Origin of the sequence: Brevibacillus porteri (assembly GCF_003013475.1) — a bacterium.
GTDB classification, from domain to species: Bacteria; Bacillota; Bacilli; order Brevibacillales; family Brevibacillaceae; genus Brevibacillus; species Brevibacillus porteri.
Map to the genome: position 1 here is coordinate 70,720 of NZ_PXZO01000017.1, position 21,579 is coordinate 92,298.

A 21,579-nucleotide genomic window follows, 5' to 3' on the forward strand; every position below is an offset into this window, starting at 1 on the left:
TTTTGACGTAACTGTATTTACAGTTACGTCATCTCTTACTTATACTGGATGTTAAAATCGAATCGTGCACACCACAGGAGGAACCATGAGGCTGGAAATATGTAAACTCGACGAGGTGATCGTCATTGGAGTCCCAGAGAATTGGGATTTTGATACTCACGACGATGATTACGCACAATTTTACAATCCTCGGCTCACTGGGATCGAGCATGTACTTGAGCCAGAAAAAATATTTGAGGTGTGGGATTCAGATGGCACGATCATCGGGAAAAGAGTGAGTCATATTGAACTCATTCCAGATGGGTGCTTTGTGAAAACGATCCCAGCAGGAGAATTTGCCAAGCTTCACAAGAGTCAATTGCAGTACGAACTAGATATGTTTGCTAGGACAAATTATCTCGAAGAAATGAGCTATGGATTCTCTACCAAGGTGACGAAAACAAATGGTGATAAACAAGAATTTTACTATCGCCCAGTTCAATATCGTCCTGATGTTGTGAATACACGTACGATTCCATCTTTAGAGAAAGAACGTTCTAAGTCGTTAAAAGAACGCTATGTTTCCATCTTTTTTGATACGGAAAGCTGTAGCTTTCGCCGATTTTTATACAAGCGATATGTTACACAGTACCAAGGTTGCCTTTGGGACTTAGCGAGATTCAAAAACAATGATCAAGGTATCGCCAGAGAGGGTATGTCCAAAGATGAAGCTGTATCATTTTTACTCCAGAAAAGTGAGGTCCTCGTATTTTGGGAAGGGTACAGCACGTTTGGTAAAGAGATGATTCGTGACAAAGTAATGAAGATGGACGCAAAGCATCTGCTAGAAAACTACACGCGATTCACCTCTGATATGTACATTTTTGATGAAACATTGACGTGGACAGTTATTTTTCAGCACGAACGAGACGAAGATGGATTCAAGCATATATTGCTGCGGGTAGAGTGATGGATGGGCCTAGGCTGAACGCAGATTCGCTATGTGCTCCTTCCCCTTCTACCGCAAAAAGGGCAATCCCTCTAGGGACTGCCCTTTTCGTTTTTATAATCGTGTCAAGTTATTCCAACTCAGCCGCTACACGACTCACTTTTGCCGCCAGCTCGTCGAGATCAATGTTCATCTCAAGAGCTGCAAACAGACCTGTGAAATACTCATTGATCTGGTCGATGACGCGATTGCGCTCATGCGCCACCAGCTCTTGGAACAGCGTAGAAAACTGCTCATCCAGCTGCTTGTTTCCGATTTCTACATACCCGCTCACTGGTTCTTGCATGCGCTTTTCCAGTTCTTCACGCATTTTCACTTTGCCATCCTGCTCGAAAAAGTCTTTGGTGTTCTTGAACAAGGAAATCGCTGATGCAAATGCAGATTCGGCTACTGGCAGTTCGTTAGCAAAGGACAGTGTTTCCACTTGTCGCTGCTGATATGGTGCCAAGGTCAACCCTGCTGCGTAGCCTTGTGCATCCTTTTGCCACGCTGCAACAAGTGATGTCCCCTGCTTGTTCGTGAATTTCTCCAAACGAAGGGTAGTCGCTCTCAGTTCCTGCGCCAAATCGTAGCTGATCGAACGCAGAAGATCAGTCAAGCATCCTTGCAGTGCTTGCTTCATGTTGCGTCCATCTTCCTTGATGACAGCCGGGTTAAAAGCGAGATTGAACAATTCGTTGAATCGGAAGAACAAGCGCTGGCGAACGTAGTAAAGCAGCTCCTCGCGCTCTTTTGCCAAGTCACGCTCGAACGAAGCGGTAGACAGTGCTTCAACAGCTGATAGAGCCTGTGTCTTGGCTGTGCTTGCTGCTTCTTTGCGCAATTGACGCTCGTCTTCTCCGGATTGTGCCATACGCATGAATTCTGCCAAGGTATCGTGGGCGCGACGGATTTCACCGATTGCAGCATTCACAGCAATTTGCGTCAGCTCTTCAATCGTAAAGCGGAGGAACTCTGCTTCAAACGAAGCCATTCCCGAGAACTTGAATGCCTCATCTGCCGGCATCAGCGGCTCGCCTTCAGCCGTATTCGTGCGCTGGCGGTATACTTTCTCCGCAGAAGCTGCCAGCTTGCCTTTTTCATGCATCCGTGCCAACAGAGCAGTCTGGCTGGACACTGGATAAATACGTGGGAGACGAATGCCGCACGAGAGGAGGTTTTTCTCTACGTGGGTAAGGACACCCTGCAATTCTTCTTCATTCGCTGCGAGGTCACAAGCATTGACGATAAAGAACATTTTGTCCATTTCAAACGTATCCTTGACGCGCCCCATTTGCAGCAAAAATTCGCGGTCAGCCTGTGCAAAGGCGTGGTTGTAATACGTCACGAACAGGACCGCATCCGCGTTTTTCATGTATTCGAACGCCACACCTGTGTGACGTGCGTTAATGGAGTCAGCACCAGGGGTATCTACCAGAACAATTCCCTGATCGGTTAGTGGACAAGAATAGAACAGCTCGATGTACTCTGCGAAACAAGCTTTTTCTTCCTTTGCCACAAACCCTTTGAACGCTTGCATATCAACCAGCAGCTCGCCGCCCAGATGAGCCGACATCTCTGGCAACCCCTTTGTAACAGCTTTCAAAAAGGTGTAATGCGGTTTTGCCGTCGGAGGGATTTGGGCGACGTCGATCTTGCCCAGCTCTGCCAGTGCCCCTTCGAGATCAGTAGCGATCATACCAAAGACAGCAAGGGAACGGATCACGTCCTGCTCAATGGCTTCACGCTCTTTCATGACGACACGAACAGTGCCATGCGGGTGTGTATCCGTAGGCGGCATGATTTTGTTGATCGCTGCTGTTGTCGGGTTCGGTGACACTGGCAGCACGAGATCGCCCATCAAGGCGTTCGCAAAAGACGATTTCCCTGCACTGAATGCACCAAACAGCGCGACTGTAAAACGATTGGCTGTCAGGCGATCTGCTCGATCCAGCATCGCTTGTGCCTGTGCTTGCATTCCTGGTACGGTAACGACTTCTTCACTTGCACGCCGCAGACGCTCTGCTGCCGCAATTAGTTTGTCTCGTAGTTGATTCATGCTACTTGTTCTCCTCCACGCATAATCGCCAACAGACGACCCTTGGTTTCTTCTTCTCTCGCTGCCAGTCCTGCCAGCTTTTGATGCAGCGCTGCCATTTCACGCAATACGCCAAGGCGCTCGCCTTGAGCTGCACTTTCTACACGCACCTGCTCCTTGATCATCTCAACCACTTGTGCAATAAAGGAGAGACCCACGCGTCTGTACTCCAGCTTCATCCCGCTGGAAATATCCGCACAGTAGTTCAGAACGTACTCACTCGAGGCAGCACCCTCTTTGATGTGCTTGCTCAGGAACTCGCCCGTAATCTCAATCTTGGTCGCGTGAACGCTGGCGTGATATTCTTCGCTCCGCAAATCAAACACTTGCGGCTGCTTGCCGAGCCATTCTTTGAAATGGAAGTCGAGATTTCCCGCCACTTTTTCGCGGAACTCGACGAGAAGGGCTTCTTCGCGACGTGCGCGTTCTTCCTCTGTCTTCTTGCCTGCAAACAACAACCCCACCTTGAAGCCTGGTTTGCGGCTCTCCAAGTAGCTTCGTGCTGCTTCATTCGTGCTGAAATAAGTCAAACGGGCGTTGTCCAAAAGTACACTCAGCTCTTTTTCCATCTGCATTCGGGCATCCTCGGCGCGCTGTTCTAGAGCCGCTGCTGTCGCTTCCTCCTGCTCGAGCGCTACCTGCACAGCCGCTGCATTACGACTGTCGATGCCTTCTACTTCCAGACCATCCAGCTGGGCTTCCCACTGCTGGCGTTGATCTGCCTGGCTTGTTCTTACTACTTGGATATGTTCGTCGATCAAATGCTCGGCAGCACTGCGAACGCTCGTGCCAACCAGCTTTTCACGATCAGCGATCAACTGCGCAAGCATGCCCTTGAATTCCTCATACATGTTCTCAGAATGATCTGGTTCCGCAAGCGACGTGTAAAAAATACCATCCGGATGGATGTTCCAGGTCGCAAATGCCTCCTCGACACTTTCCTTATAGCTATCAAAATCCAATTCGAAATCAATATGTTTATCGATCATGTTCACAACCAGATAGACTGGCTTGCCACGGTCCTTCAACGTCTTCGTAAAGTTGAAGTTCTCTTCGGCTTGAACATGGTTATAATCCATCATGTAAATGACGACGTCAGCCAAATGCAGCGCAGACTCCGTAGCGATTTTGTGTGCCGCATCCGTGGAGTCAATACCCGGTGTATCGAGCAAGCTGGCGTATTCGTCAAGGAATGTTCCCGGATAGGAAACCTCTACGGATTCTACCGTATCTCCGTCAACAGCAAACTGCTTGAGCTTCTCCATCTCCGTATCTGGATCAAATGTAAGGACTCCGCTGTTCAGGGTGAAGACGCGAGCCGCTTTTTCTCCGCCGCGAATCTTAACAACATTCGCACTGGTCGGAATCGGATTGGACGGTAGCAAATTGACACCCAGAAGCGTGTTAATCATCGTTGATTTTCCAGCGGAAAAATGTCCGCAAAACGCAATATTCAGCTCAGCGCGCTTTGTTTTCGCAGCCAGTTGAATGAGCTTGTGAGGCGTAGTTTCGTCTCCCTGCGATTTCATGACTTCCGCGAGTTCTTCCCATGTATGTGCCAGTCGGGAAAAGTCCGTTTCCCGGATCAATACTTGACTGTCAAGCACTTCTATTCCACCCTTCTCCATCTTTCCTACTCTCTCTACTAATTCCTGTTCATGAACTTCCTTATTTACTACACTCTATTCTACCATGCCGAATGTAACATAGGTCACAGATGAGTTCAATTTAAAACTATGAAAGATTTAGCATTCGCCTATTCTTCCGCATAATTTTCCTCTCATCTGGAAAAAATCGCACTAACATGATATTCGTATTCTGAACGGGAGGAACTTCAAATGATGCGCAGATTTTTGTCCCAGCGTCGCCAAAAGAAAACTCCCTCTCTTATCGCACAGCGTTTGCAGCAGCGAAATGATCCTACGCTTACGCTATCGACCAGTTTGCAGCAAAACATGGAGACGTTCAAGACCGTGCTGGGCAGCCCACATGATTTATTAATTCGTTCCTTTACGATCGGCAACACCAAACATTCCTGTGCCGTTATTGCCATTGATGGATTGGCGAACTGCGACATGCTGGATACGCAAGTCCTCGGACAAATCCAATTGATGATCTCGACTGCTTCCAAAGTAGTACCGACTGAACCAGATGAGATTGTCGGGATGCTTTATGAAGAAGTCCTTTCTGTCGTTGAAATATCGAAAGCAACGGATTTGACAAAAATACTCGAAGGCATTCTTTCCGGGGATACAGCCATTTTTGTGGATGGATCGACCGAAGTCATTATTGTCGACAGCAAGGGATGGAAAACTCGCGCCATTGAGGAGCCGGTCTCCGAAGGCTTGGTTCGAGGTCCGCGGGACGGCTTTACGGAGAGTATCCGGGACAACACTGTTCATATACGCAGACGTATCAAAGACCCGAACTTGCGCTTTGAAGGGTCCATCATAGGCAGACGCAGCCGAACAGATGTGATCATCGCCTACATTGAAAACATCGTTGATCCAGAACTACTGGATGAAGTGAGACGGCGAATTTCTACGATTGATGTTGACGAGATAGAAGAGTCTGGTTTTATTGAGCAATGGATTGAAGATGATTTTCTGTCGCCTTTTCCGCAGATTCATAATACGGAGCGTCCCGACAAAGTCAGTGGAGCATTGTTTCAAGGCCGCATTGCGATATTGGTGGACAGCACTCCCATGGTGCTCATTTTGCCTGTGACGATTGGCTTGCTCCTGCATTCACCAGAGGATTACTACGAGCGTTGGATTGTCGGTTCATTAGCTAGGCTGTTGCGGTATTTGGCAGCTTTTCTGGCCGTCTATTCGCCCGCTTTCTATATCGCTCTCGTCACCTTTCACCCTGGCTTGATCCCGTCTGATCTCGCCTTCTCGATTGCAGCCACACGTGATGGGGTTCCGTTTCCGGCCTTCGTAGAAGCGATCATGATGGTGACGACGATGGAGCTGTTGCAGGAAGCCGGATTACGCTTACCGAAACCGATCGGCCAGACCATCGGCATCGTCGGCGGTCTCGTCATCGGTGACGCAGCGGTTTCTGCGGGCATCGTCAGTCCTGTCATGGTCATCGTCGTCGCCCTCACTGCCATCGCTTCTTTTGCCATCCCTTCCTATCACCTTGCCATCGCCTTTCGAATGATTCGTTTTTTCGCCATGCTTATGGCAGCCATTTTTGGTATTTATGGCGTGGTGTTAAGCTTGATTGCCATCATGATTCATTTATCCAATCTGACCAGCATCGGGTACCCTTATTTGGCGCCTCTTGCTCCACATATGCCGAAGGATTGGAAGGATATGATTTTGCGCGCACCTGTTACCTTTTTGAAAACCCGACCAGATGCCCTTCACACAAAAGATGAAAACCGAATGAATACAGGAGGGTCGTAAGTGAGTGCACAAACCTTGGCGGAGAAAATGATCAGCAAAAATCATATGGGGATTAACATTGCCTCAGTCACAATCGGCGTCGGCATCCTGACTTTTCCCCGCTCCTTAGCCAAGGCAACCGGAGCCTTCGATGGATGGATTTCCGTCGTGATCAGCGGTCTTTGTGCGTGCCTGATTGGCTGGCTGCTTGCCAAGCTGGCGGCTCGGTTTCCGAGAAAAACCTTCTTTGAATACAGCTCCATCATTGCGAGCAAACCGATCGCCTACATCTTGACCTTTCTCGTCTGTATTTACACGATGCTATTTGTGTCGTTTGAAATCAGGGCAATCGGAAACATCGCCAAGCAATACCTGTTCTACAATACCCCGGTGGAAATGATCACGCTCTCCTTTCTCTTGATTGTTCAATATTCCGTCGTTGGATCACGTATTGCCATGCTGCGGCTCAACCTGCTGTTTTTGCCTGTGGTTCTTGTCGTCATGTTCATTGTCTTGCTTTTTACGACTCAGTTATTTGAGATCGAAAATATACGTCCCTTCTTCTCTTCGGACTGGCGCTCTCTCTTGGCAGGTTCCAAAGATGTCGGGCTGTCTTATTCCGGCTTTGAAATCATTCTTTTCTATACCATGCTGATGAAAAATCCCCAAGAAGGTACACGGGCTGTTACGTTAGGTCTTTCGATCCCTTTTCTGCTCTACATGACCATCTACATGTTCGTCATTGGTGTATTCTCTGCTGACGTTGCAACGAATTTAACCTATCCAACCATTGAGCTGGCCAAAGAGGTAGAAATCCCTGGGGGTTTTTTTGAACGGGTGGAATCCATTTTCTTTACCATCTGGATCATGACGATCTTCAACACTTGTGCAATGTGGCTCGATATTACGGTGCTGAACTTGTCGTCCATGTTTTTTAATGTGCACAAAACCGTGTGGGTCCTGATCCTCTCTCCCGTCATTTATTTTGTCGCGATGCTTCCACAAAACCTGGTCGACTTCTTTACGTTCGCTGACAGTGTCACCTATTTCGGGATCGCTGTCGTCTATTTATGTCCCATATTGCTGCTCATAATCGCCATTTTGCGAGGTGTCAAAAGCAATGAATAGACGACTCATTTTCTGTAGCATCTGCTTGCTTCTTTCCACACTGCTAGCTGGATGCTGGGATCAGGTTCAAATTGAGGAACGAGGATTTGTGGTAGGTGTAGCGATTGATAAACCTCGTACAAAAGAAGCTGAGCAGCAAGCCAAACAAGAAGCTCCAGACAAGCCTCAAGTCAAAGAACGCTTTCTCGTCACACATCAATTCGTCGTCCCCGGTGGATTGATCTCCGGCGGCCAAGGAAGCGGTGGTGGTCAAAACACAGCCAATGAGGCTTACCACAACCTCATATCCGAGGGAGATTCTCTTTTCGAGATTTCCCGCGAATTGGCTACTCGGACCAGCAGAACTCCATTTTATCAGCATATGAAAATCCTGATCGTCTCCGAAGACGTCGCCCGTACGAAAAACGGTCTTGCCAGAGCACTGGATTTCTATCTGCGTGATCCAGATTCCATACGAAGCAGCAAGGTATTTATCTCAAATGGTCCTGCCAAAGAAGTACTGGAAGTCAAACCGAAAACAGAGAAGCTGCCCGCTATTTACGTCAACTCGATTGGAGAAAACGTCAATAAAAATTCCCGCATGCTTCCAGAGGTCCGATTGGGCGATGTCCACGAGGAGCTTCTCAGTCCGTACAGTTTTGTGGTTCCGCGCGTGAGACCTGAAGAGCAGGAGGTAAAATTAGCAGGCGCCGCTGTTTTTACCCATGACAATCAGATGATAGGTTTTCTCGGGGAAGAAGAGACGGAGGGACTGAATTTTCTCACGGGAAAAGTTAGCGGAGGGATGGTAAAAGGCAAGTTTAAAAACAACCTTGTCTCGATGAACATCCAAGGAATCAAGCATAGCATTAAAGCAGATTTACGCGATCGGCAGCACATGAAATTCACAATAGAAATCGAATGTGAAGGCACATTGGCCGAGTCTTACGCCATAATGGATTCCTTAAATAACACGGCAATGGAGAAGCTTGAAAAAGTGTTTGCCGAAGAAATTGAACGAATGAGTAATGACACCATCAGGAAGGTCCATAAGCAGATGAAAGTGGATGTCATCAAGCTTGGCAGCTATCTGAAGCAGCATCATTTCTCGCTATGGAAAAAGATTCGGCAGGACTGGGAAACAGGGCAGCGTCTGTATGAAAAAAGTGAGATAACCATTCAAACAAAAGTCTATTTACGCAATATCGGTGCGATCAACCGTATCGAACGCCAAAACAACAGGTGATCCCATGTTCAAATTTTTAGGCGTAGTCCCTCCGTATTTGACCTTCACAGGGACGGTCTTGGCGTTTTTGATTCCCTATCTTTTTTTTAAAATCAATAACAAGATTCACGAGCTGGGCGATCCGCCGTGGAAGAAACGCAATGACTCCAATTCGTAACAAAACCTCTATCAACGTCGAAAAGGGGCTTACTCAGTATTTCGAGCAAGCCCTTTATTCCTTCTTTTCCTATTGTTGTGCCAGCAAATCAGCAAACGCTTTGGCATACGCAGGCAAATCAGGTGGTCTACGGGAACCCACAATGTGACCGTCTACCACGACCTCTTCATCTACCCAAATCGCGCCTGCATTCTCCATATCATCTTTAATGCCTGGCGTCGATGTCGTGGTTACCCCACGCAAAATTTTTGCGGAAGCAAGCACCCAACCCGCATGGCAAATATGCCCAATCGGTTTTTTCGCCTCGTGCATCGCAACCACAAACGACAGCACTTCCGGATAGCGGCGCAACTTGTCAGGTGCCCACCCTCCTGGAACGAGTACACCTGCATAGTCGGCAGGATTGACCTCTGCCATCGCTTTGTCAGCCTCACACGGTACACCGTATTTCCCTATGTAGACGTGATTCGCCTTGGGGCCGACGAAATGGACGGTAGCGCCTTCCTCTCGCAGTCTCATCACTGGATACCAGAGCTCGAGATCCTCAAATTCACTTTCGACGAAGCAAACCACTTGTTTTCCTGCAAGTCTCAACGTTCTCGCCTCCTTTTCCTTCTATACTACGCTATTGTAGCATGCATCCCCTCAGGAGTAGGAATATACATGACGACTTTGGTCCCTTTTCCCATTTCAGAGGTGATACTCAACGTAGCACCAGGAATGGTATCCAATCGTCTGCGGATGTTTTGGATGCCGATGCTTCCTTTTTGATTCTCACCTTTTGACATTTGATACAGGAGATCATCTGCAATACCGACTCCATCGTCTTCAATCATGACCTTGATGTAATGACCTCCATCCACAATTGTAAGCGTCACGTGACCTTTTTCATCCTTTTCGAACAATCCATGTCGGATCGCATTCTCTACGAACGGTTGGATGCTTAAGGAAGGAATCTCTTTGTCAAGAATTCCATCATGTACGTGACACACAAAATCGAAACCTTCCCCAAAACGAGCCTTTTCAATCTCTACATAAGCATGGATGAGCTCCATTTCCCGAAATAACGGAACGAACAGCGTCGTACGATCCATATCCAAAATATAGCGCAAATATTGGCTGAGCATGGTGATGAGATACGCTGCCTTTTCTCCATCGGTATAACAGAAAGAAATGACACTGCTTAAAGCGTTGTAGAGAAAGTGTGGCTTGATTTGAGCCTGATGAAACGCATGTTCATTGCGAATTGCCTCCTGAATGGAGGTCTTCATCGAGATCAGTGTCTGCACACGGGCAATAAGTGTCTCCGCATCAAACGGTTTGGTCACATAGTCGTTCGCCCCTGCTCGATAGCCGAGTGCAATGTCTTGAGGCGTATCTCTGACAGATGCAAACAAGATCGGCAGGTCAAGAATCGAATACTGTGTTCGCAACAGCTGGCACAGCTCAATCCCCGATACTCCTGGCATCATCACATCCAGAATGACGAGATCAGGTTGTGGATGCTCCTTGATTTTCTTCATGGCTTCTTTTGCCGAAAAGGCCGAAATGACATTATAGCGATGCCTCGACAAGATGTTCAGTAACGTATGGATGTTGGAGGCCTCGTCATCGACAATCATGATGGTATATTGGTGCTGATCAAGAATGTCCAGAGGAATCTTTTCACTGACCTCACGCGGTTTCTCCTGCACAGTTGCTGCAACCTCCTGCGTAGCCATTGCCTGATGCACCGTCGGCAGCGTAAATGTCATGCATGTGCCTTTGCCAAGCTCTGAATTCTCTACCCAAATTTCTCCTCCCATGAGCTCAACCAGCTTGCGGTTGATGTACAAGCCCACACCCATGCCTGTGTATCCATCCTGTGGCAATAATTGATCCACCTGCTCAAAATAATCAAAAATGCCTTCATGCTTATCGGGTGAAATCCCTGTACCCGTATCCTGAACAGAAATACGTACACGCCCCTCCACCACATCTGCCGTTACCTTGATCTGACCTACATTTGTATGCTTGATTGCATTGTGTACCAGGTTGTACATGATTTGACGAAGCCGATTCTCATCTGCGTGCACCCAGATGTTCGCTGGAACCTGATTGTTCAGCCGAACATCTTTGCCCAACAATTCGAACTGCAGTACGTCAAAGACAATTTGCGTGATGACCTTGATATCCACAATCGTGAAATGGAGGCGTAGCTCACCATGCTTCAGTCGAGTTACATCAAGCAAATCACCAACCAGCATGGACAGCTTGATCGATGTATCCTTGACGAGCCAAAGATTTTGCATTTGGTTGGACGACAGCGTATTTTGTTCATCCTCTAACAAATGGGACGTAATATTGATAATCCCGTGCAGCGGTGTCTTCATCTCATGCGAGGTTTGTGTGAGAAACTCGTCTTTGATCTGATTGGATATCTTCAGTTGATGCGAGAGAGTTTCCGTCTTTTCAAAGGCATTAGTGAATCGTACCGCCAAAAGAATGTTTATAAAGGTAATGAAATACAAGATGCCAATTTTTCCTGCAAGATCGGTTGGCACGAGGTTCTCTGCGTATAATAGCCCGTCTATTAAACTAACCGACATAGATATGCTGGCCCCGATGAAAAGTAACATTTCTTTACGGTCGGACGACTCTCTCTGACTCTTGCTGGATAAATAGATCAGCCTGCCCATAATAAAGAAATGAAAGATTTGTACATAAATCAATAGCGGGCCTTTCAGGTTCGTATAAAACGAATAGGGCAAAACGAGAATCATTAGGGTATAGAGAAAAATGGGAGCAGTCAGCCTGATCAGCCAGGTTCGAGATAGAACCCTTTTATCAATCGAACAGAAAAACAGGGCTAGCAAAATCGAACTGACGAATAACGACGCATCCTGTGCCTTGTAAGCAATGGCAAATGGAATGGAAGGCATATGCTGCAGCAATACCTTCTCGCCAAAAACCAAGTGATAGATACCAAGAGCAGCCATATAGCTACCACTAAACAAATAGGTTCTCTCCCTCATACGGAGAAAATAAAAACTGAGATGGTACGCCGCCATGATCCCCAGTGTTACGACAAAAGCAATATCCGTTCCGAGCAAGGTACTGTTTAAAATGGCAATATCCTTGTCCAAGCCCAGTTGAATCGAGCTCGCAATCCCTCCTGTGAAAAACATGTAATTCGCCACTTGAATGACAATCTCCATGTGTTTGTCATCCGGAGAAAAAAACACGGTATACGGGGTATTCCCAGGCTGATGGGCTTCGCTTTCTACGGCAGGGTGCCCGCTCTCGCCTTCTTGTTTTCCATTGATGTATAGCCGATGCGACATGCGAATGCTTTTTGTTTTCAGCCCATAGATTTGCTTATCTTCCGGAAGCTTTACTTGTAATCGATAGGTAGCGAAGCCTTTACGGTCGATACTGTCGATGAGGCTTTCTCCCTTCCACGTTCCAGGTACGACCAGATAAGAGACGTCTGCGGGCCGCCCTTGACTAAAATCTTCTGGTGAAAGCATTTTTCCTGGATATATCTTCCATTCCCCATCTAAATTAACCAAGCCCTTGCTTTGAAAATTCCAGTTCGACAAATCCAGCACACCCCGTTTCGCGACTGGCATGTCACGACTAGGAAAGGTTTGTATGTAGATCCCGACGAATACCGCTATCGAAAGTAAAAAAACCAATCCAATCCCGGCAGGCATCAGGAATTTTCTTCGCTCCAAAAATGTATCCCCTTCCAGAAGAACTCGAATATGTACCATCATCTAGCCTAAGACTACCATTTATTCCTCACAAAAAACTCACAATGTTTTTTCAAAGAAAAAAGAGGACTCCCGCGATTACGAGACTCCTCCTATCGTTTTGTTCACGAACCTCGTTTACTCCATTCCATCTCGATGTGCATACCGTACTCACCTGTACATGCAAACCCCAGCCTTTCATAGAGAAGATGACTGGCCACATCCAATTTCATCACCTGAAGCTTCAATGGCTTACCCTGCTGTGCAGCCTCGTCCTGTAGCTTCTTCATGACAAACGTGCCAATCCCCTTGTTACGGTATTCGGGCAGTAAAGCAATATCCACGAGATGCAACTCATGCTCCGTCCTATCAATCAGCAAATGACCTACACGTTTTGTGTCTGCGACAATCAGTTGGTAATGGGCTTTTGGGAACTGAAACTGATACGCTTGCTGCTGCATTGCGAACTGCATTCGAAGAAATGCCTCCTGCTGCGCTTCCCCCCAACCCCAACTATCGATTTCATCCACTCTCGTGCTAGCATAAACCTGATACTGGAAAGACTGATCCTCTGAAGTAGCCGCTACAACATGCAACCATTCTTTCAGTGACATGACGATAAACTCATCTCCCCCGTTAAGCAGTGATTGCCTTGCTTTTTGCTCTAAGGGTGCTCGATTCGTCTGTATTTACATTCTATCAAGCGGCTCTCCCAAAATTCTCACAAAGACCTGTTCTTCCTACCAAAGCGGCTCTCCCAAGCTCATTCGAAACGCCCTGTACAATCGCTCCATTACCACAATTCGCGCTAACTGGTATGGATATTCTTTCTTGGGCAGTGACAGTCGCTCGTTTGCCCTTTCCAAGACCTCCTCGGATAATCCAAAAGCACCACCAATGACAAAGAGAATTTCATCTCTCCCTGTACCAGACAAATTTTCAATTTGCACAGATAGCTTCATGGGGGTCCACGGCACTGCAATAAACAGCAAGGCGTCTACTGTATTCCTCCACCCCCAGCAAACAATCATTATTGATTTTCCCCACAAACAAAATAGTGAATTGCATGTATTCGCCCACTTCCTTTTCGTTAGATCATAGCAATTGCTTGTCCCAAACTTCTCACATGGATCATCGAATAAAAAAGACAGGAAGAATGATCTCTTCCTGTCTTACTCACCAATCACCCTCTCTACCCAATTCCTGATCTGTCGAGGCGGGTCCATTTCCAACTCCAGCCGATATGCCTTTTCGAACTTGGCATAGTGCTGGATAATATTTTGTTTTTGATCGCACCGTGCGTAAATGTCCATCAATGCTGTATTCATTTCTTCATGCAGGGGATAGATCAACAAATAATCTTCTAGCTTTCGCAGGCCCCTCTGCCATTCTTGTGACGCTAAGTCTAACTCCACGAGTTTGCTTACCAGTGTCGTATACTTTTTCCGGTACGCTTCCTCCAGAGGCGCTTTCCATAAATAATCCTTTCTGTCCAAAAGCGGTCCCTTGTACATGGCGCATAATGCTTCGGCTGCACTTGTACTTTGCGACTTTTGCGAAAAGGAAAAATCATATTGCTGAAATGCCCATACATCATAGTTTTGATCCATCGGGTGAAACATGTAGCCCTCGTTAGTTTTTTGAATGTCGATGCCCAATTCTTGCTCTTTCATGATCTTCTTCAATCTGTACATGGTGTTGTGCAAATTATGCGTTGCTCTGTCCTCATCCATCTCTGACCACAACAGATCTGTCAAATGCCACTTGTTAATATCTTGCTTGGGATGGCAGAGAAAGTAAGCAAAAAGTTCCTCGCTCTTACGTGTCGGCCAGCGAACGACTTCGCCAGCGGAATTGCGAACATCCAAACCGCCAAAACATTGGATAGACATACTATTTTCTGACTGTTTGATCGGTGGTGTGATTTGAAACTGTTTGACCAAACGATCAGTGACCCGTTCAATAGCTGCTGGTGTAACCGGTTTTAATATGTAATCAAATGCATACACCTTAAAAGCATCCAGGGCATATTTTTTGTAGGCGGTCGTAAACACAATCTTTGTATGTTCAGACAGCTCATTAATTTTTGCTCCAAGCTCAAGTCCATTCATTTTTGGCATTTCTACATCTAAGAACGCCACATCAGGGCAGAGATCGGGCAGACAAGCGAGAGCCTCTAGTGGATGTGTGAATGCTCCAACGATCGTATAGTGATCGTTTTGCCCGATTACATGCTTCATGAGATCAAGGATGGGTTTCTCATCTTCCACTATCATTACCGTAATCACTGTCGTCCTCTCCTTTGGCAGGCTTTGTTTGTCCTGCTGCTTCCATGCAATCTTCCCTATCTATTGTCGGTATAATGGACAATGATTGTAAGAACAAAAAAAAAGTGAGAAACAGGCCTACTCACTGTTCCCCACCTTATAACGAAAACCATATGTATAGATTGCTGGTGCCGGTAGAGGGACTTGAACCCCCACGGTTTCCCTCACGATTTTGAGTCGCGCGCGTCTGCCAATTCCGCCATACCGGCCTATTCAAAACAAAACATGGTCGGGAAGACAGGATTCGAACCTGCGACCCCTTGGTCCCAAGCCAAGTACTCTACCAAGCTGAGCTACTTCCCGATTTCCAGCCATATCGGAACTTCTCTCATTCGACAATTTCCGATAAGTATTGCAACACTTACATACTATACAGGCAAATTGAACCAATATCAATACCGGATTTTTTTGGAAGATAGTCATTTTTTCCTAGTTTTTAACTTCTCTCTCCATGGTGTACAGATTTTCCCACATGGTATTTGTCGTTTCAGGAAATCCTGCGGAAGGTTAAACGGATAGTCCAGCGGATGACGCCCTACAACGATCCAGCGCCCATTCGGAAGCTTTTTCAACTGGTACACACGGAAAAATCGATCACTTGAATCAAAGGCAAACCAGACCACAAGCGTCGCACACCTGCTGCCCGAAGACAGGACCTTTGATTTAACAATCGGTGGTGCCCCGATCGTATCACCTACAGGGATCGCGAGTTGTCCGTTTATTCGCCGCAAATCAAGATTGCCGATCACTCGATTTGCCAGACAAGGGGTCATGAATTTTTGCAGGAAACGGCGAATTTTTAACTTGGAATGAAACCTCTTGGGCAAAATGATTCCGCGATCCCCCACCCGCTTATGCGCTGAAAAAATAATCGTAAAGAAAGCTTGCTCTGCCAATCGAATGACTTGCACCCATTGCTTTTTCATCTGACGTCCCTCCCCCTGTCAGACTATGCAGCACGGGAGGGAAACGGTTGGACGCGTATCTATCATACATAAACCGTTGCGTGCGGGGCAAATTAATACGGTGTTCCCATCATCAAAACCCGCAGGAGGTATATCATGCCTAGCCAAATTAACACCGACTCGCTTAAAAAAGCAGAGGTAGCCACCACGCTGGCAAAAAATATGATTACGCAAGCGATCGAGCAATCTGCAGCCAATCCACAGCTCGCCGAAGAAGCCTTGAAGCAAGCGTCTCAGGAAATTGCCCAAGCGCAAACGATGGTATCCCAAGTCCAATCCACGCTGCAAACCCAAGCGCAAGCTCAACAAAGTCAATCCTAAACAAATGGCAGGCAGACCCGGGATAGACTGGTGGTTTGCCTGTTTTCCCCATACAATAGCAATAGTTGCAAGATTATTGCTAAAAAAGGTGGGGGACGTATTGCCGCAACTTCAAGGATTGAATCATTTGCTTTTCTCTGTCTCAGATCTGGAGAAATCTTTTTGTTTTTACCGGGATGTCCTGCATGCCAAACCACTTGTACGAGGGCGCAAGCTGGCTTACTTTGACCTGAATGGCTACTGGTTGGCGCTGAATGAGGAACCAGACATCCCACGCAATGAAATCGCTCACTCCTATACACACATGGCCTTCACGATCTCAGAAGAGTCATTTGATGAGTGGTACGCTCATTTAGAAAAGCACGGCGTTACCATTTTGCATGGACGGGATCGTTCGGAGCGGGATAAGCGCTCCATTTATTTCACCGACCCTGATGGGCATAAGTTCGAATTACATACAGGCGCTCTCCAGGACCGCCTCGCTTATTACCGGGACGAAAAGCATCACATGACCTTTTTTGAATAATGGATGACGCTGCCCATTTCTTAATATACTTTTCACAAAATCACAATAGTTCCAAAGATTCAACTCCATTCGTGAATGCTATAATTTAAAAAGCACTTACGGCCTATTCTTTTGATGAATAGGCCCGTTTTTTGTAAAAATTATGGAGGGATTTTATGTTTGGTAAGCGTGGCGCTCAAACCGTTACCGCCTCAATTCAAAAAAGCGATGTCCAAATGCCCGATCAGCTACAGGGAAAAGTTCATTTTTTGCAAATGAATCAGACAGACCTTGATCAGTTGAAACAAATTGAACCACTCCTAACCCAACACCTAGAGGCCATTACAGAGCGTCATTACCACATGCTTCGCCAATACCCCCATCTTATGCAAATCATCGAAACGCATACGACGGTTGATCGATTGGCTGTATCCTTTCGTCACTATTTGCAATCGCTTCCACATGCCAAGCTAGACGACGCCTATGTAGCCGGGCGTAAGAAAATCGGAGAGGTCCACAGCAAAATTGGACTTGCGCCAGAATGGTATACGGGCTCTTACTTGCGGGTCTATGAATTTTTGATTCCCGCAATCGTCAACACTTATTCGAAACGTCCCCAAGAACTATCTTCCGTCCTGTTGGCATTCATGAAGATCATCACGCTTGATTCGCAAATCGTCCTCCAATCGTATCAGGAGGATAATGATTACAAAGTTATTGATCGACTGGGCGAAGTTCTGGAGTTAGTGATTCAGATCGATAAATTCAAGCATGTGCTGGACACGCTTGAGGATACGACTGAGGAAGCTGGCAATGTGGGATCTGCTGCCGAACAACTAAGCGAATCTGTGCAAAAAGTGGCTCAATCAGCGGTCTCCGTTGCAGAGAGTGCTTCCACTACAATCGAGCAAGCGACGATTGGCAAAGATATTATCCAAGAGTCATTGACTAGCTTTCTTTCCATGGCAGATGAATTCCAAGAGATGCAAACAAAAATTTCGCAGTTAATGACGTCTATTGCAGAAGTTTCCCAGGTCGTCCAAGTCATACGCAATATTGCCGATCAAACCAATCTTCTTGCATTGAATGCGTCGATTGAGGCAGCGCGAGCCAACGAACACGGGCGCGGCTTTGCTATCGTGGCAGATGAAGTGCGAAAGCTCGCCGAACAAACCAAGCAATCCGTTCAAAGCATTACGGCCACAATCAACAATGTCCAGAATGAAGCTGTCCAGGTAAAAGAAACGGCCACTCTCATGAGCGACCATTTTAACGATAAAGCGAATCAGACACGTGATGCGATTGGGATATTAGGAGATATTGTGCAAAATATTGAGACTGTCGGGCATTCCACCGGACACATTGCAGCATTGGCACAAGAGCAGTCTGCTGCGACAGATGATATTTCGATGCGCATATCTCAAGTCCTGACGAATATGGAGCAGGTCTCTTCGCACGTCTCGAATGCAGGTAAAAACGTCTATGATGTTGGCGCTGGCATTAACAGCCTGCACAAGCTGAGCATCACGCAAATGAGCCACTTAAAGACTAAGCATTACTTGCGCATTGTCAAAACCGACCATCTCTTATGGAGATGGTGGCTGTACAACTTCATGCTTGGATACCACCACATTGATGAAAAAGAACTCGTCGACCATCATCAATGCCGCTTGGGGATTTGGTATGACGAAGCCCTGAACAATCCATCCGTGAGCACCTTGCCCTCTTTCAAGCAATTAGATGTGCCTCATCGACAGTTCCACGAAACTGTTCGGCGGATTTACTACTTCGTCAAGCAAGGAAAACTAGAGGAAGCAGAAGCTGCGTTTGATACGCTAGAAGATATCTCACAACACATTCTCCACATACTGGATCAGTTAGCCAAAGAAGTTCCCTAATGCTATTATCTATTCGTCTTTTTCTTGCTCAGCTGCCTTTGGGAGGCAGCTTTTTTTGTTTGGACACTGTTTAACTCAGTGGCAGACAGTGGTCTCGTACCAGCGTTGTTTCTCCTGACTCTTTTGGCTTTGGCAACTGACCTGCCAGTTCTCCCTGCTGATCTTGCTACCCCGACGCCCAACGCTTGCAATGCCCAGACAACCGGATACGAAATCGAGAGCCTGCCATTGGCTGAACCAGCAAAATTCACGGCTGCAGCGTAATTGCCCGCAGTCAGCCAAACAGAGCCAGAATCTCCAGGTAAGGAGATGGGAACCGTACTTCTGATGACCGTCTGATTCTGAAAACGGATGGTCCCCAGCCCTCCGTAGTTTCCGTAACTGACATCAACATCGGTGTGGATCGATTCAACCGTTCCCCATGCCAGCCCTGATGAACGGCCCACTTTTTTCAATCTGCGCCCGATGCCATACGAACGTATAACACCTGGTACTCTGCCTACTGTTGCATACCGAGGGGCAAGGAGTCGATTGGAAGTAGGGATACTAATCGCTGCATCCATTCGATTCATTGCATTTCTCCGAAGACGAACATAGCGATACAAGCGTCCGATTCGATCTCTTCCTGAACGACCTCCGTCTGCTCCACCAGGCTGGATGGTCTCGGTATAGCCACTCGTATTGTTCCGATTCAGGACGTGATTGTTGCTCAACACAAACCGTTGGCCTCCTCGCGCAACGATTAACCCAGCCGTTCCGGACGCCCCTGGATAGCCGATGCTGTATCCAGCGATCACAGGTCTGATTCTGCTGCGATAATTCGTTGCAGAGGGACGTACAGCAGGATGACAATGGCACCGTCCAGAGGTGACAGTTCGAACAGGAACGGATACATGGGCTGTCGCCACCTGACTTTTGACACGGACGCAACTTGGGCATACCTTCTTCACGGCGGCACTCGCATTTACGGTATACATCACAATGCAGGCGCCGCCTTTTTTGTTATTTCCGTTTGCATAGCCAATCCCGATGCCAATTACGCCCGGCATTCGCTTCCACCTTTTGACCAAATGCTTCTTGGCCAGGAGCGCTTCCTGAAAGGTTGCCATGGCACCCCTTCCTTTCTGGAGGTAGTTTGTTTTACATGTCATCGTATGTAAAACTTGGCCAGCACTGTTGGACGCTTGTCATTGCGGGGAAGCCTTTTTTAGAACCTGTTGTTCGAGCTGTCGTGGTGGGAGGAAACAGGAGAAAACGCTCCAGCTTCTTGGACCACCTGCTTGGGGGATTGACTGCACGGCTGTGTCCCAAAGATCTTCGCTTATTTCTCCTGTTTCCTGACGAGCTGGTGGTTTTTTCAGGGGCTTTAAAAGATTGAAAATAAACGAGAAGCTACGCCAGAGAAGAATTTTTCCAGACGTATCAACCAAAATCTAGCGAGCACTATTTTCGACTGGTTCTAAGACCGGATGCATAGTCAAAATAAAAACGGCGACTGCCTCGGGAAAACAAAACGAGCAGACCATGAATGAGAAGTACAAGCGTAATTACTACGATGACGCCAAAGGTGAAAAGGATGAGGAATGGATAAAAAGCCGACTCCATCCATCTTTCTATTTGACTGATTGCATTCGAGGTATACATGATAAACCATGTGAAATACAGGGCGAGAAATCGCTTGAATAAAGATGTTGCGGAGGGCTTTCCGGAATCTTCGTTCACCAGTCTGAACCGCAAAATCGCTGTTCCAATCGTCTTTCCATTCCATAATAGCGGAATGAAATAGAAGCCAAGCACTATACCGAGTGAGGTACTGATCAGCTCTGTCAGCCAGCCAAACGGAAGTAAAACGTCAAATAGACCGGACATAAACCGGACTACGATACAGTCGATCAACAACGCCAGCAACTGCGGTACTGGGAGGACGATATCACTCTCCATCACACTGGCTCTTTTCGCTTCTATACTCTTAGTAGACGGAAACAAGGCCAGTATAATCGGTGCAACGAAACAACCAAATAAAGCACCGCTGCTGTTGAGTATGAGATCATCGACATCGAACAGTCGATACGGACAAAGATAAATTCCATAGATCCCTGTTAATTGTGTGACTTCAAAGAACAGTGACAACGCAAAACCGAGCCCCAAAGCCCGTTTCCAATATTCCCGCTTCTGGAAAAAGTAGCGAAGGTAGACGCCGAAAGGGAGTAATAGCAAAAAATTAAAAGCGGCTTGCAAGAATGCTTGCTTTTTCACGAGCTGAATATAGCTGGATGGCTGTGACCATACAAACGAAGTTTCCTTGAGAATATCACGGACAAAGGTAAACGGTATCAACGAATAATAAACGGTATTCTCTGCTTGCATGGCGCAAGTGTCCCTTGTAGCTGGCAAAGGAAGCAACACCAAAAACAAAGCGCATAGCAAATAAAACAGAAAGGAAGAGCTTAAAATGAACCGCCACCAACTGAAAAACCCATCTTTTCTATAGGTGTAAATAAGCCAGGGAACAAATAAGACATAGCACCCTAACAAAAAAACAAGAAAAGCATATTGAATGGGAAAAACGTACGGAGACATGCAAGAACTCCTTTTTGAATAGCTGGGTAACAGCAGCAATTTTCATCATCCGTTTCCTTCTATCTTTCTTCCATTTCCCACTAAATTATTCACATGAGGAATCCTAAGTTGTTACTGTAGTGCTGGGGAGGAAACAGGAGAAAACGCTCAGCTTCTTGGGCCACCCCTGTGAGATTGACTGCCCGGCTCCATGAAAAAAAGCGAAACCCGCGTCCAAAGTGGTCCATTCAGGAGGCGTCTCAGAGGTGGACGCTAAAAGCTTGTTTCTCTTTTTTTACTGTC

At 46.9% G+C, this 21,579-nt stretch carries 18 protein-coding genes and 2 tRNA genes; 8 read left to right on the forward strand and 12 right to left on the reverse strand.

The window, feature by feature from the left end; genetic code table 11:
• Nucleotides 1–85: 85 nt before the first annotated feature.
• Nucleotides 86–949, forward strand: coding sequence for a hypothetical protein (locus C7R92_RS09945; protein ID WP_106834134.1), 864 nt, complete (start codon nt 86–88; stop codon nt 947–949).
• A 109-nt stretch (nt 950–1,058) separates the two neighbouring features.
• Here the strand turns inward: C7R92_RS09945 and C7R92_RS09950 are convergent, their stop codons facing one another.
• Both C7R92_RS09950 and C7R92_RS09955 read right to left on the reverse strand, forming a co-directional pair.
• Nucleotides 1,059–3,026: a dynamin family protein gene (locus C7R92_RS09950; protein ID WP_106834135.1), complete on the reverse strand. Its 1,968-nt coding sequence runs from the start codon at nt 3,024–3,026 to the stop codon at nt 1,059–1,061.
• Entirely contained in the window at nt 3,023–4,693 is a 1,671-nt protein-coding gene (locus tag C7R92_RS09955) for a dynamin family protein (RefSeq protein WP_106834136.1), read from the reverse strand. Before C7R92_RS09955 ends, C7R92_RS09950 begins: the two co-directional genes overlap by 4 nt.
• Before the next feature lie 210 nt (nt 4,694–4,903).
• Between C7R92_RS09955 and C7R92_RS09960 the strand changes: the two genes are divergently transcribed.
• Genes C7R92_RS09960 through C7R92_RS32300 form a run of 4 tightly spaced genes read left to right on the forward strand, consistent with a single transcriptional unit; the run spans nt 4,904 to nt 8,967 of the window.
• Nucleotides 4,904–6,478: a spore germination protein gene (locus C7R92_RS09960; protein WP_106834137.1), complete on the forward strand. Its 1,575-nt coding sequence runs from the start codon at nt 4,904–4,906 to the stop codon at nt 6,476–6,478.
• Complete coding sequence (locus tag C7R92_RS09965; RefSeq protein WP_106834138.1) at nt 6,479–7,585, forward strand: GerAB/ArcD/ProY family transporter; 1,107 nt, start codon at nt 6,479–6,481, stop codon at nt 7,583–7,585.
• Nucleotides 7,578–8,810, forward strand: a complete 1,233-nt coding sequence (locus tag C7R92_RS09970) for a Ger(x)C family spore germination protein (RefSeq protein WP_106834139.1) — start codon at nt 7,578–7,580, stop codon at nt 8,808–8,810. The genes C7R92_RS09965 and C7R92_RS09970 overlap by 8 nt, the downstream gene beginning before the upstream one ends.
• Before the next feature lie 4 nt (nt 8,811–8,814).
• Nucleotides 8,815–8,967 (forward strand): hypothetical protein, encoded by a 153-nt coding sequence (locus C7R92_RS32300; protein WP_167403199.1) that lies wholly within the window; start codon nt 8,815–8,817, stop codon nt 8,965–8,967.
• Between the two features lie 69 nt (nt 8,968–9,036).
• Here the strand turns inward: C7R92_RS32300 and C7R92_RS09975 are convergent, their stop codons facing one another.
• The 8 genes from C7R92_RS09975 to C7R92_RS10010 form a co-directional block, all read right to left on the reverse strand.
• Nucleotides 9,037–9,561 (reverse strand): type 1 glutamine amidotransferase domain-containing protein, encoded by a 525-nt coding sequence (locus tag C7R92_RS09975; RefSeq protein WP_017250689.1) that lies wholly within the window; start codon nt 9,559–9,561, stop codon nt 9,037–9,039.
• A 26-nt stretch (nt 9,562–9,587) separates the two neighbouring features.
• A complete protein-coding gene (locus tag C7R92_RS09980) occupies nt 9,588–12,683 on the reverse strand; it encodes a hybrid sensor histidine kinase/response regulator (protein WP_328138398.1) in 3,096 nt (1,031 codons plus the stop codon).
• Between the two features lie 143 nt (nt 12,684–12,826).
• Nucleotides 12,827–13,315 carry a GNAT family N-acetyltransferase gene (locus C7R92_RS09985; RefSeq protein WP_106834141.1) on the reverse strand — a complete coding sequence of 163 codons (489 nt, stop codon included), beginning with the start codon at nt 13,313–13,315 and terminating at the stop codon, nt 12,827–12,829.
• Nucleotides 13,316–13,441: 126 nt separating this feature from the next.
• Complete coding sequence (locus C7R92_RS09990; protein ID WP_106834142.1) at nt 13,442–13,732, reverse strand: 23S rRNA (pseudouridine(1915)-N(3))-methyltransferase RlmH; 291 nt, start codon at nt 13,730–13,732, stop codon at nt 13,442–13,444.
• 141 nt (nt 13,733–13,873) lie between these two features.
• Nucleotides 13,874–14,989: a response regulator gene (locus C7R92_RS09995; protein WP_106834143.1), complete on the reverse strand. Its 1,116-nt coding sequence runs from the start codon at nt 14,987–14,989 to the stop codon at nt 13,874–13,876.
• A 165-nt stretch (nt 14,990–15,154) separates the two neighbouring features.
• Nucleotides 15,155–15,237 (reverse strand) — tRNA-Leu (locus C7R92_RS10000).
• Between the two features lie 17 nt (nt 15,238–15,254).
• Nucleotides 15,255–15,331 (reverse strand) — tRNA-Pro (locus C7R92_RS10005).
• Between the two features lie 116 nt (nt 15,332–15,447).
• Nucleotides 15,448–15,954 carry a hypothetical protein gene (locus C7R92_RS10010; protein ID WP_106834144.1) on the reverse strand — a complete coding sequence of 169 codons (507 nt, stop codon included), beginning with the start codon at nt 15,952–15,954 and terminating at the stop codon, nt 15,448–15,450.
• Nucleotides 15,955–16,089: 135 nt separating this feature from the next.
• Here C7R92_RS10010 and C7R92_RS10015 point away from each other — a divergent pair, with 135 nt between their 5' ends.
• From C7R92_RS10015 to C7R92_RS10025, 3 genes are all read left to right on the forward strand, one after another.
• Nucleotides 16,090–16,314: a hypothetical protein gene (locus C7R92_RS10015; RefSeq protein ID WP_007722024.1), complete on the forward strand. Its 225-nt coding sequence runs from the start codon at nt 16,090–16,092 to the stop codon at nt 16,312–16,314.
• 100 nt (nt 16,315–16,414) lie between these two features.
• The gene (gene fosB / locus C7R92_RS10020; protein ID WP_069847958.1) at nt 16,415–16,840 is read left to right on the forward strand and encodes a metallothiol transferase FosB; all 426 of its coding nucleotides are present in this window, start codon (nt 16,415–16,417) and stop codon (nt 16,838–16,840) included.
• Between the two features lie 155 nt (nt 16,841–16,995).
• Nucleotides 16,996–18,717, forward strand: a complete 1,722-nt coding sequence (locus tag C7R92_RS10025; RefSeq protein WP_069847960.1) for a protoglobin domain-containing protein — start codon at nt 16,996–16,998, stop codon at nt 18,715–18,717.
• Between the two features lie 5 nt (nt 18,718–18,722).
• On the opposite strand, the gene C7R92_RS10030 is transcribed toward C7R92_RS10025, so the two are convergent.
• Together C7R92_RS10030 and C7R92_RS10040 are read right to left on the reverse strand one after the other, a co-directional pair.
• Nucleotides 18,723–19,826 carry a chymotrypsin family serine protease gene (locus C7R92_RS10030; RefSeq protein WP_106834145.1) on the reverse strand — a complete coding sequence of 368 codons (1,104 nt, stop codon included), beginning with the start codon at nt 19,824–19,826 and terminating at the stop codon, nt 18,723–18,725.
• A 334-nt stretch (nt 19,827–20,160) separates the two neighbouring features.
• A complete protein-coding gene (locus tag C7R92_RS10040) occupies nt 20,161–21,297 on the reverse strand; it encodes a VanZ family protein (RefSeq protein ID WP_106834147.1) in 1,137 nt (378 codons plus the stop codon).
• Between the last annotated feature and the right edge of the window lie 282 nt (nt 21,298–21,579).